Annotated in this window: 10 protein-coding genes and 1 tRNA gene; 9 read left to right on the forward strand and 2 right to left on the reverse strand. The window is 45.1% G+C overall.

Annotation, left to right across the window (positions count from 1 at the left end; translation table 11 throughout):
* The first annotated feature begins 146 nt into the window (after positions 1–146).
* The gene (locus AC3IT7_RS12315; protein WP_489248659.1) at positions 147–2,378 is read left to right on the forward strand and encodes an NADP-dependent isocitrate dehydrogenase; all 2,232 of its coding nucleotides are present in this window, start codon (positions 147–149) and stop codon (positions 2,376–2,378) included.
* 255 nt (positions 2,379–2,633) lie between these two features.
* On the opposite strand, the gene AC3IT7_RS12320 is transcribed toward AC3IT7_RS12315, so the two are convergent.
* Positions 2,634–2,720 (reverse strand) — tRNA-Leu (locus AC3IT7_RS12320).
* Positions 2,721–2,887: 167 nt separating this feature from the next.
* Here AC3IT7_RS12320 and queA point away from each other — a divergent pair.
* From queA to secF, 8 genes are all read left to right on the forward strand, one after another.
* Complete coding sequence (gene queA / locus AC3IT7_RS12325) at positions 2,888–3,922, forward strand: tRNA preQ1(34) S-adenosylmethionine ribosyltransferase-isomerase QueA (RefSeq protein WP_489248660.1); 1,035 nt, start codon at positions 2,888–2,890, stop codon at positions 3,920–3,922.
* 16 nt (positions 3,923–3,938) lie between these two features.
* Entirely contained in the window at positions 3,939–4,967 is a 1,029-nt protein-coding gene (locus AC3IT7_RS12330) for a hypothetical protein (protein WP_489248661.1), read from the forward strand.
* 56 nt (positions 4,968–5,023) lie between these two features.
* Positions 5,024–5,593 (forward strand): LemA family protein, encoded by a 570-nt coding sequence (locus AC3IT7_RS12335; protein WP_475654807.1) that lies wholly within the window; start codon positions 5,024–5,026, stop codon positions 5,591–5,593.
* A 112-nt stretch (positions 5,594–5,705) separates the two neighbouring features.
* Positions 5,706–6,560 (forward strand): hypothetical protein, encoded by an 855-nt coding sequence (locus tag AC3IT7_RS12340; RefSeq protein WP_489248662.1) that lies wholly within the window; start codon positions 5,706–5,708, stop codon positions 6,558–6,560.
* Between the two features lie 119 nt (positions 6,561–6,679).
* A complete protein-coding gene (gene tgt, locus AC3IT7_RS12345) occupies positions 6,680–7,810 on the forward strand; it encodes a tRNA guanosine(34) transglycosylase Tgt (RefSeq protein ID WP_475654805.1) in 1,131 nt (376 codons plus the stop codon).
* A gap of 100 nt (positions 7,811–7,910) precedes the next feature.
* On the forward strand, positions 7,911–8,240 hold the full coding sequence (yajC, locus tag AC3IT7_RS12350) for a preprotein translocase subunit YajC (protein WP_180050898.1): 330 nt from the start codon (positions 7,911–7,913) through the stop codon (positions 8,238–8,240).
* Positions 8,241–8,291: 51 nt separating this feature from the next.
* The gene (gene secD, locus AC3IT7_RS12355) at positions 8,292–10,190 is read left to right on the forward strand and encodes a protein translocase subunit SecD (protein WP_489248663.1); all 1,899 of its coding nucleotides are present in this window, start codon (positions 8,292–8,294) and stop codon (positions 10,188–10,190) included.
* Positions 10,191–10,198: 8 nt separating this feature from the next.
* Positions 10,199–11,173 carry a protein translocase subunit SecF gene (gene secF, locus AC3IT7_RS12360; protein WP_489248664.1) on the forward strand — a complete coding sequence of 325 codons (975 nt, stop codon included), beginning with the start codon at positions 10,199–10,201 and terminating at the stop codon, positions 11,171–11,173.
* Between the two features lie 49 nt (positions 11,174–11,222).
* On the opposite strand, the gene AC3IT7_RS12365 is transcribed toward secF, so the two are convergent.
* Entirely contained in the window at positions 11,223–11,882 is a 660-nt protein-coding gene (locus AC3IT7_RS12365) for a hypothetical protein (RefSeq protein ID WP_489248665.1), read from the reverse strand.
* Between the last annotated feature and the right edge of the window lie 28 nt (positions 11,883–11,910).

Raw genomic sequence — 11,910 nt, forward strand, 5'->3', positions numbered from 1 at the left:
CCAAATTTCAATCTGAAAGCATATTTCGTTGACTGAAATGCGCTGACAGACGATACTCTCAATGTTTTTATTTAAGCAAATCGGTTCAAAGAGGCTGGGCCAAAAGTTCGGTCCTCAGAAACTCAATCCAATGCAAGGGGCTATATATGGCTGGTGGAAAGTCAACTATCATTTACACACTGACCGACGAGGCGCCATTACTGGCGACTTATTCTCTGCTGCCGATCATTGAGACCTTTACTAAGCCAGCTGGCGTTGAGATCGTTAAAAGCGACATCTCTGTAGCTGTGCGCGTGCTCTCCGAATTTACAGATTACCTAAGCGAAGAGCAAAAGGTACCTGACACTCTAGCTGAGCTAGGTCGTCTTACCCAAGATCCAGACACAAACATTATCAAACTTCCAAATATCAGTGCTTCTGTTGGCCAGCTAACAGCGTGTATCAAGGAACTTCAGTCTAAAGGTTATGCAATCCCTGACTATCCTGAAAACCCGACCACTGAAGAAGAAAAAGCAATCAAGGCACGTTATAGCAAATGTCTTGGTTCAGCAGTAAACCCTGTACTACGTGAAGGTAACTCAGACCGTCGTGCGCCTGCTGCTGTTAAAAACTATGTAAAAAAACATCCGCATTCTATGAGCGAATGGAAACAGTGGTCTCAAACCCACGTTTCACACATGGACGAAGGTGACTTCTACCACGGCGAAAAGTCAATGACTTTAGACCGCGCACGTGATGTGAAAATGGAACTGATCACCAAGTCTGGTGAAACTATTGTTCTTAAGCCAAAAGTTGCGCTTCAAGACGGTGAAATCATCGATTCAATGTTCATGAGCAAGAAAGCACTTTGTGATTTCTATGAAAAAGAACTGGATGATTGCAAAGAAGCAGGCATCCTGTTCTCTCTACACGTAAAAGCAACCATGATGAAAGTTTCACACCCGATCGTATTCGGTCACTGTGTGAAAATTTACTACAAAGACGCTTTTGAAAAACACGGTAAATTATTTGACGAGCTTGGCGTAAACGTAAACAACGGTATGGCTGGTCTTTATGAAAAGATCGAAACTTTACCGACATCTGTACGTGAAGAAATCATTGCAGATTTACACGCTTGCCAAGAACACCGTCCAGCACTTGCAATGGTTGATTCTGCAAAAGGTATCACCAACTTCCATTCACCAAATGACGTGATTGTAGATGCTTCTATGCCTGCAATGATCCGTGGTGGCGGTAAGATGTGGGGCGCTGACGGCAAACCTTATGACTGTAAAGCAGTGATGCCTGAATCTACATTCGCACGTATTTACCAAGAAATGATCAATTTCTGTAAATGGAATGGCAACTTTGATCCACAAACCATGGGTACTGTACCAAACGTTGGTTTGATGGCACAAAAAGCTGAAGAATACGGTTCACACGACAAAACTTTCGAGATCTCTGAAGCCGGCGTTGCCAACATCGTTGATCTTGAAACTGGCGAAGTGTTGATGTCACAAAACGTGGAAGAAGGCGATATCTGGCGTATGTGTCAGGTGAAAGACGCACCGATCCGCGACTGGGTAAAACTTGCTGTTACTCGTGCACGTAACTCTGGCATGCCGGCAATCTTCTGGCTTGACCCGTACCGTCCACACGAAAACGAACTGATCAAGAAAGTTGAAAAATACCTGAAAGATCATGACACGACTGGTCTTGATATCCAGATCATGTCCCAAGTACGTGCGATGCGTTATACGCTTGAACGTGTTGCTCGTGGTCTAGATACCATTTCTGTAACAGGTAACATTTTACGTGACTACCTGACTGACTTGTTCCCGATCATGGAATTGGGTACATCTGCGAAAATGTTGTCAATCGTGCCGTTAATGGCCGGTGGTGGCATGTACGAAACAGGTGCAGGCGGTTCTGCTCCTAAACACGTACAGCAGTTAGTTGAAGAAAACCACTTACGTTGGGATTCACTGGGTGAATTCATGGCGTTGGCGGTGTCTCTAGAAGAAATGGGTATTAAAGAAGGCAATGACAACATCAAGTTACTTGCCAAAACTTTAGACCGTGCAACTGGTAAATTGCTGGATAACGACAAGTCACCTTCTCGTCGTACTGGCGAATTGGACAACCGTGGCAGCCATTTCTACCTGGCGAAATTCTGGGCTGAAGAACTTGCTGCTCAAGACGAAAATGCTGAATTGAAAGCGAAGTTTGCACCTCTTGCAAAAACTTTAGCTGAAAATGAAGAGAAAATCGTTGCTGAGCTTGCAGAAGTTCAAGGCAAATCAGTAGACATCGGCGGTTACTATGCGATTGATCAAGAGAAAGTAAATGCAGTGATGCGTCCAAGTGCTACTTTGAATGCAGCGCTTGCTACGATCTAAGCTTTTGCAAAACTGACTTGATCAGTACTGTAAAACAAAAAACCGGCGTCTAGACGCCGGTTTTTTATGTCTGATTGATGCATCAAAGTTATTCAATTCATCTATTTTTCGCTATAGATATAAATCATCATCTTACTGATAAAGCTACGCAGATTCAGTCAAAAACTATTTTAAGAAATGATAAAAATAAATACTCTTAAATTTCAGGTAATAAAAAACCCCAAGACTGAATGTGCTTGGGGTTTTCTAGAATTTTGGTCCCGAGGGTCGGACTCGAACCGACACGTCATCTCTGACAGCGGATTTTGAGTCCGCCGCGTCTACCAATTTCACCACCTCGGGAGTGGATGAAAGGTATAATACGCGATTTCTCGGCACTGTCAACGCAGAATATTTACATTTGTTTATTTTTAAAACAAATTGCATTTTTTCGTTTTAAAATCGAGCAATTCCCGCCATAAAAAAGAAAAAAGTTTATACTAGCCGCAGTTTTTCTAGCGTAAATCATCATGCAACTTTCTGATTTTAATTTTGATCTCCCCGATGAGCTGATTGCTCGCTATCCTCTGGAAACACGCAGTGCCTCTCGCCTGCTGCACCTTGACGCACAAGGTCAATATCACGACCATCAATTTACCGACATTCTGGACTTGCTTGAAGAAGGCGACTTACTGGTACTCAACGACACCAAAGTCATGAAAGCGCGTTTAAAAGGTAAACGTGCCTCAGGCGGCGCGGTAGAAGTGCTGGTCGAGCGGATGATGGATCAGTTTATTGCACACTGTCATATCAAGGCCAGCAATTCACCCAAAGCCGGTGCCGAACTGTTTATTGGTCCAGATGCAGTAAAAGTGACCGTGCAAGGCCGTCATGAAAACCTGTTTATTGTGGAATTTTCACAGCCGATTCTAGATGTTTTAGACAAATACGGTGCATTGCCAATTCCGCCTTATTTTAACCGTGAAGCGGAGGCGCTTGATACAGAACGCTATCAGACGGTCTTTAACGACCCGACCAAACTGGCCAGTGTCGCTGCACCTACTGCCAGCCTGCACTTTGACGAAGATTTATTGAAAAAGCTGGAAGAAAAAGGCATTCAAAAAACATTCGTAACCTTACATGTGGGTGCAGGTACATTCTTGCCAGTCCGCAGCACTGATATTGAAAATCACATCATGCACAGCGAATGGTGCCAGGTGTCTGATGCATCTATGGCACTGATTAAAGCTACCAAAGCGCGCGGCAACAAAGTGATTGCCGTTGGTACAACTGCCACGCGTGCCACAGAAAGTGCAGCACAAGCCAATGGCGGCGAATTGAAAGGCTGGACAGGCGATACCCAGATTTTCATCTATCCGGGTTATCAGTTCAAAGTGGTCGATCGTCTGATTACCAACTTCCATTTACCGGAATCAACCCTGTTGATGCTGGTTTCTGCCCTGTCCAACCGTGACAATATTCTGAATGCCTACAAGCATGCTGTAGACAGCAAGTATCGCTTCTTCAGTTATGGCGATGCCATGCTGATTGATCAGGCGCAATAAGAGAGAATCCCAGCCCATGCCGATCGAGTCTGTACAACAGTCCATTCATATTCGTCGCAAGAAGAATGCAATGGTGTTTCAGAATATCGCCCGGCTGTGGGATTTGGGCCGTCAAGTCAAGAGTCATCAAGAGCTACTGGACGGACTGCATCCCTGGAATGGCCCGATAACACTCAAGTTTGAAAATAACTTGCCGCTCGCATTTGCCGGAATAGGACTTTTCCTGATTGCCAGTATTTTTATTGCGCCGGGAAATATCTGGATTCAGAGTAGTGTTTTTCTCGGCTGTCTCTGCATCTTCTGGGCTTATATTTGCTATGAACAACAGCAGCCCTTAGCAGAAGTCATTGCTTTTCTGGAAGAACAGGCACTGGCCAGGAAATATCAGCTGGCCTTTCAGCAACAGCCTCAGCATATTTCAATGCCGCTCAATCCTCTACAATTTATTGGCCATCTGAAAAGTCTGTTTCCCTTATTTAATCAGGGATCTTTGAGTAATGAGATCCAGCGTTATGCCAGCACTGTCTGGGAAGATGAAAACGGCCAGCAGCATAAGGTCTTGCTGTTTCAGTATCATTATGTCGATGAAGTACAAGTTCGTGACAAGGAAGGCAAACCGGTCAAACTGATGCAGCTGCATAAAGATCTGTGGGGCGTGTTTGTGTTTGATATCCAGATTCAGGGACTTGCAGTCACCACCTCCCGACGTAAATTTTATTATCCTTATAGCCATCCGTGGCACAGCAGTGATATTCGTACTAATCAGCGTTTAAGTTTTTATGGCAGTGATCCGCTGCAAACGGCCAAATTACTCAGCCCGGGTTTTGTGCTGCGTCTGGCCGATTTTTTTCAACAGCGTCAGGGTGATCTGCTGTTTCATCCGGAAAATAAAATGCTCTGCTATCTGGGGCCACATGACCTATTTCAGGTATCAAGCAAGCATCGTCATATCAATGACATTTCGACATTGCGTGGCCATCTGAGAACGTTTAAATTAACAGAACTCGAACAGTTACAACATGATCTAGTACAGTTTTTAAAATAACTGCTTTTTTTAAATCAATATTGTCAAAATATTAATATGACTTGGGGAGATCTCGGATGGGATTTTTGATTTTATGCCTGATCATTGTTGCAGTGATTGTGGGGATCATTATGATCCGTAACAGTATTGTCCGCCATCATAACGCGACCATTCGTGCCTGGTCGGATGTCGCCAGTTATGAACGGCAGAAACTGAAAATTCTGGATGGGTTACAACCGCTGGTCGAGCAATATTCATCTTTTGAAAAAGGCACACTAGAAAAAGTCACCGAGCTGCGTCAAAACATCATGAATTTAAATATCAATGATGCCGATATTTCCCAGTTACAGCGCATTGAAAGCCTGAACAAACAGCTGATGCATAGCCTGAATGTTGTGATTGAAAACTATCCCGAGCTGAAAGCCAATGACATTTATCTGAAAATGATGGCAGAAATTGAAGAACAGAATGAAAATGTCGGTGCGGCAATCACTATTTATAATCGTAATGTCGAACTGTTTAATAACCAGATCCAGATTTTTCCGCACAACATCATTAACAACATGTTGCTCAGAAAAAAAGTGGTACGCCCTTTCCGTGATCAGAGCGTGACCCAGAATTTTGATTATCGTCCGAACTTTCACTGATTGAACCGCAACATCTGATAAAATTTTAGCTCCTTGGCTAATTAACCTTATTATAAACAGCCAAGGATAGGGCTTTAACTTTCTAAAACTTATAAAATAAAGAATAAAAATTATGCTGGATTATTTGGAGCGCTTGCAACAGACGCTGGTCGAGGAATTTTATCGGCTCTATGATCATTATCAGGATGAAAAAATCTATGCCTGCAGTCTGGTCTTTGACGAATTTTTACTGCTGGATGATCTGGCGATTGCGACTGAACGCAGCATTTTTCAAGACCCGGAAGATCCACGGCAGTATCTGGCCGAGCAAGATCGCTGGCAGGTGCAGAAATGGCGTTATCGGACACATAGCTTTTCCAACTCTGGATTGATCCCTTTTAAAACCTTGCTGGCAGATTATTTTAAAACCCAACATAGTTTTGGTCATCCGGTTCTGACACAGCCAAAACAGCTACACGCTACCCATCTGGATTTATTACTGAACAGCTTTCAACATGTCAAACAACGCCTCTCTGATGCCTATGGTCTGGATCTGGATGGTATCCTGTTTTTTCTGAGCCTGCCAAACCAGGTCGAAGTTGAATACCGATCTGCACTACAACTCAATCCAGAAAGCGCCTTATTGCAAGACTTTTTAGCTTCCCGCCGTGCCCGCCCTTTAACTAAAGTCGGCAAGCGCTTGAAGCTCTCGCAAAGTGATAAAGATATTCTGATTGATCTGGAGCAAATGCTACTGATGGAGCCTTATGACTACCTGCAAATGGCGCACGATGCCTATTTGCTGACCTTGGAATCCTATTTTGTCGATAGCAATATCTATATCCAGAAACTGATCCAGTATATTGCAGCGATGGCCTCAGAGCCGGATGGCAGCTGTGCGCTCAGCCGGGAAGAGATCCGACAGCGCTTGCAGCAATTCTCTGCAAATCTGCCTGTTTCAGTTGACCTTGCCTCTATTCAGCAATAAATAAAATTACAGAGTGAATGCTCTACAATGCTGGCGTTTAGCGTAAGAATCAAGGAAAATAGCGCCCTTTAGCTATGAACTATCAGCGAACTGTCTTTTCGCCTTGATGTGGAACTCCTATGAAGTTTGAAAAATTAGGTCAGTCGGGCCGTGCCCGTCGTGGTCGTTTAACCCTGGAACATGGTGTGGTGGAAACCCCGATGTTCATGCCTGTGGGGACTTACGGTACGGTCAAAGGCCTGTTGCCGCGTGACATCAAAGAGATCAAGTCTCAGGTCATTTTGGGCAATACCTTCCATTTGTACTTACGTCCAGGACTGGATGTAATTCGTGAACATGGCGGTCTGCACGAATTTATGAAATGGAATAATCCGATTTTGACCGATTCCGGCGGCTTCCAGGTGTTCAGTCTGGGCGCGATGCGTAAAATTAAAGAAGAAGGTGTCACCTTCCGCTCTCCGATTGATGGTTCAAAAGTATTTTTATCGCCTGAAATTTCAATGGATATTCAGCATACGCTGAACTCTGACATTGTGATGATTTTTGATGAATGCACGCCATATCCTGCCACGCGTGAAGAAGCACAAAAATCGCTGCAACTGTCTTTGCGCTGGGCAAAACGCTGTAAAACCCAGCATCATGAAGTATTGAAAAACCGTAATGCGCTGTTTGGGATCATTCAGGGTGGCATGTATGAAGACTTGCGTGAAGAGTCATTAAAAGGTTTACTTGAAATTGACTTTGATGGTTATGCAATTGGCGGTCTGTCCGTTGGCGAGCCTAAAGAAGAAATGATCAAGGTGCTGGATTATCTTCCAGAACAAATGCCGGCAGATAAACCACGTTATTTGATGGGTGTCGGCAAGCCTGAAGATATTGTGGAAGCGGTACGCCGTGGTGTGGATATGTTTGACTGCGTGATGCCAACCCGAAATGCACGTAATGGTCACTATTTTGTCACAGATGGTCTGGTGCGGATCCGTAATGCGAAATATCGTCATGATCAAAGCCCGCTTGATCCACATTGCGATTGCTATACCTGTACCAACTTCACCCGTGCCTATTTATTCCACCTCGAAAAATGTGGAGAAATGCTAGGTTCGATGCTGGGCACCATTCATAACCTGCGTTATTACCTGCGTTTGACTGAAGCCATGCGTGATGCATTAGACAACGGTACATTTGACGAATTTGTGCATGACTTTTATGCCCGTCGTGGCCTGGAAGTACCTCCTTGCCCGCAAGATTAATCCATCAGCATTTGCGCTGAGGAAAAAGACAATGTAAATTGCAAGAATATGTCAATTTATTATCAAGTTGATCACCAGTTTTTTATTTCAGGAAAATGTAATGAGCCTTTTTATTTCGACTGCTCACGCTGCAGGTGAAGCTGCACAACAACCAAGCATGATGGCCAACCTTCTGATGATTGCAGTTTTTATTGCAATCTTCTATTTCTTGATCTGGCGCCCTCAATCTAAACGTGCCAAAGAACACCGTGCTTTGGTCGAAAGCCTTGGCGTTGGCAGTGAAGTGGTATTTGCAGGCGGATTAATGGGCAAAATCACCAAGATTGAAGGTGACTTCGCAGTGGTTGAATTGAGCCGTGGCGTAGAAGTTAAAGTTCAGCGTGCGAGTGTGATTTCAGTCCTTCCTGAAGGCACTTTAAATAACCTTTAATCAAAAATAGTCGTGCCCTCGCACGACTTTTTCATTTTAAGAAGAAAACGAATGCGTTACCCAGCATGGAAATATGTACTGATCTTGGTGGTTCTCGCCATCAGTACCTTATATGCCCTGCCAAGTTTGTATCCAGATGAACCTGCTGTACAGATTTCGGGTGCCAAAGCCGGTACTCAGATTGATGCAAGCATCGTACAAAAAGCAGAGCAAATTTTAACAACTGAAAATATTGCCACCCATGACAATAGCTTTAGCAACAATGCTGCCTTATTACGTGTAGATTCAAGTGAATCGCAACTTAAAGCCAAAGAAGCTTTACGTCGTGGTTTAGGTGATGATTACGTGGTGGCATTGAACCTTGCCCCGACCACGCCAGAATGGCTGCAAAAAATTGGTGCTAAACCAATGAAGCTGGGTCTGGATTTACGTGGCGGTGTTCACTTCCTGCTTGAAGTGGATATGGACAAGGCCATTGCGCAGCGTATGGAAACTTCTGCGACAGATTTACGTCGCCAGTTGCGTGATAACAACCTGAAATTTAATAGCCTGAACTTAAGCAACAACACCATTGTCGTACAGTTTGCCAGTAATGATGATCGTGCTGCAGCGATGGATTTCTTGCGCCGTAATGGTAACGAATTCAATCAACAGGCGGTTGCCACCACAACCGGTTCGACCTTACGTTTGACTTATACTGACGTACGTAAGCAAGAAATCGAATCTTATGCCGTCAACCAGAACTTGACCACTTTACGTAACCGTATTAACGAGTTAGGTGTGGCCGAAGCACTGGTGCAAACTCAGGGCAGCAACCGGATTGTGGTTGAATTGCCGGGTGTACAGGACACAGCCGAAGCCAAACGTGTTTTGGGTCGTACTGCAAACCTCGAGTTCCGTCTGGTTTCTGACCTGAATGATCAGTATATCGATCCATATACCGGCCAGGCAACGGGTACATTGCCACCGGGTACAGAAGTATTCGCTTATGAATCACTGGACAGCGGTCGTCAGCTACTGTTGAACCGTAACCGTATCTTGACCGGTGAACGTGTTCAGAATGCATCAAGCGGCTTTAGCCAGGACACTGGCGGTGCTGAAGTCAACATTACCCTAGACAGCGCAGGCGGCAAACTGATGTCGGATGCGACCCGGAATGCGGTCGGCAAACGGATGGCAGTATTGTTCATCGAGAACAAACAGCGCATTAGCTATGTAGAAGATCCAGCGACTGGGACTCAAACTGAAGTGCGTACGCCATATACTGAATCTGTCGTGATTAATGCGGCAACCATTCAGGCGGTACTCGGTTCCCAGTTCCGTATTACCGGTCTGGACTCACCACAGGAAGCTGCTGAACTTGCCTTGATGCTACGTGCCGGTGCCCTGGCTGCGCCAATGTACTTTGTTGAAGAACGTGTGATTGGTCCAAGTCTGGGTCAGGAAAATATCGACAAAGGCGTACTTTCAACACAAATTGGCTTCCTTCTGGTGGCGATCTGGATGGTGGTATTCTTCCGTCTGTTTGGTGTGATTGCGAACTTTGCCCTGGTATTTAACCTGGCAATGATTCTGACCGTCATGTCATGGATTGGTGCTTCTCTAACCTTACCTGGTATTGCCGGTATCGTGATTACCATCGGGATGGCAGTCGATGCCAACGTCCTGATCTGTGAACGAATACGGGAAGAGATGAAATGGGGAGCTTCGCCGAAACAGGCGATTGTGGCCGGTTATGATCGGGCCTATAACACCATTTTCGACTCGAACCTCACTACCTTCCTGGTAGCCTTCATTCTGTTCGCGATTGGCACAGGGCCGATCAAAGGCTTTGCCGTGACCCTGATGATTGGTATTGTCTGCTCGATGTTTACTGCGATTACAGTAACGCGTGCCGTGGTACAGCTCATTTATGGCAAAAAACGTAACTTGAAAAAGTTGAGCATTTAAGGAGATCGATGATGACTGAAAATACTCAACTGAATCAAAAACAGTACGGTCGCCCTGAAGACGAACGCGTCATTCCGTTTATGAAGATTGCTTTGCCTGCGGCATTGTTTTCAATCATCTTAACTGTTGCGAGTCTGTTCTTTATTACGACCAAAGGCCTTAACCTGGGGCTAGACTTTACCGGTGGTGTGGCAGCCGAGCTGAACTATACCAATCCGGTCAAGCCTGAAGATGTTTCCAAGGCACTGAGCCAGGCCGGTTTCAACGATGCTGTCGTACAAACTTTGGGTTCGGAACGTGACCTGATGGTGCGTATGCCGGTTCAGGAAGATGTGGAAGCTGAAGACCTGACCAAAGCAGTTACTGCAGCGGTTCAATTGCCAAATAATGCAGCAGAAGTACCCAAAGTCGATGTGGTCGGTGGCCAGGTCGGTAATGAACTGTATGTTCGCTCTGGTGGTGCTGTGGCACTCGCGCTGCTGTTGATGCTGGTCTATGTCACTATTCGCTTTGAGTTCAAACTGGCCATGGGCGCAGTATTGTCGCTGTTCCATGACATTGTCGTGACCCTCGGGATTTTTGCGATGATGCAGTGGCCATTTGACCTGACTGTACTGGCCGCGTTACTGGCCATCATCGGTTTCTCGCTGAACGATAATATCGTGGTCTCTGACCGTATCCGTGAGAATTTCCGTAAAATTCGTGGTGCAGAGCCGGTCGAAATTATCAACATTGCCCTGACTGAAACCTTACGTCGTACCATTCATACTTCCATGACCTTATTGCTTGTGGTTGTTGCAATGATGGTTATGGGTGGTGATGGTCTGAAATGGTTCTCGATTGCGATGTTTGTTGGTGTCTTTGTCGGTACCTACTCGTCCATCTATATCGGTACGGCCTTTGCCTTATGGCGTGGTCTAAACCGTCAGGACTTTATTGTTCAGGTCAAGCCAGAATTTGAAGATGAAAACCAGATTCCATAATCTGTTCTGTCGCATTTTCACCTTTCAGCCCGTCTTATGATGGGCTGAATTATTTCTGCTGTTTAAATAGATCAATATCAGGAAGAATCGCCATAACCGGATGCATTTTTTCAATATCCGTTTTTTGAAAAATCACTTTGCGACGCTCATCCAGACTCTGAAACTCGTAATGCTTCTGGTCTTCGCCTACCCTGTTCAAAATGAGCTGCAAGCCATTGGCCAAATACACACAGTGTATCCCGGAAACTGCCAACTCAGCCTGTTGATCACATACCAGCCACCAGCCTGGTTTTAAGCTGGGGAAATAATGTGATCCTGCCACCTCAATCAGATAATGCTGTGCTTGCAGATGAAGAATGCCCTGATTGAATAAATCAACCGTGCCTACAGGATTAAGCCTGAATGCCTGCTGTTGTACGACTTGCATTTGCAACAGAGCAAGCTGTTCAACGACTGCAGATGACTCAACTTTTGGCTCATCCGTCTGATCCAGAATGAAAGGATCTAATCCAAGTTGCTGTTCCAGTTCTCTAGCCGCCTTCTCGCCAATCTGGCGTTTACTATTCAATAATTGCGCGATATACGATGCAGACAGACCAAAATGTTCACAGATCTCTTTGCCGGTTTTAAACTGCTGCGTCTCGATCAGCAGATCAATTACTTTGGCCAGATTATTGCGTCTACATTCGAATAGTTCAGTGGCGTTCATCATGCTCTGCTGGTCTGTTTTTATCTTT

It is taken from the genome of Acinetobacter sp. KH_038 (assembly GCF_057839405.1).

Coding starts and splice junctions, on each gene's coding strand:
- tgt (WP_475654805.1), top strand. CDS start 6,680: ATGAAGTTTGAAAAATTAGGTCAGTCGGGCCGTGCCCGTCGTGGTCGT.
- secF (WP_489248664.1), top strand. CDS start 10,199: ATGATGACTGAAAATACTCAACTGAATCAAAAACAGTACGGTCGCCCT.
- AC3IT7_RS12330 (WP_489248661.1), top strand. CDS start 3,939: ATGCCGATCGAGTCTGTACAACAGTCCATTCATATTCGTCGCAAGAAG.
- secD (WP_489248663.1), top strand. CDS start 8,292: ATGCGTTACCCAGCATGGAAATATGTACTGATCTTGGTGGTTCTCGCC.
- AC3IT7_RS12335 (WP_475654807.1), top strand. CDS start 5,024: ATGGGATTTTTGATTTTATGCCTGATCATTGTTGCAGTGATTGTGGGG.
- yajC (WP_180050898.1), top strand. CDS start 7,911: ATGAGCCTTTTTATTTCGACTGCTCACGCTGCAGGTGAAGCTGCACAA.
- queA (WP_489248660.1), top strand. CDS start 2,888: ATGCAACTTTCTGATTTTAATTTTGATCTCCCCGATGAGCTGATTGCT.
- AC3IT7_RS12315 (WP_489248659.1), top strand. CDS start 147: ATGGCTGGTGGAAAGTCAACTATCATTTACACACTGACCGACGAGGCG.
- AC3IT7_RS12340 (WP_489248662.1), top strand. CDS start 5,706: ATGCTGGATTATTTGGAGCGCTTGCAACAGACGCTGGTCGAGGAATTT.
- AC3IT7_RS12365 (WP_489248665.1), bottom strand. CDS start 11,882: ATGAACGCCACTGAACTATTCGAATGTAGACGCAATAATCTGGCCAAA.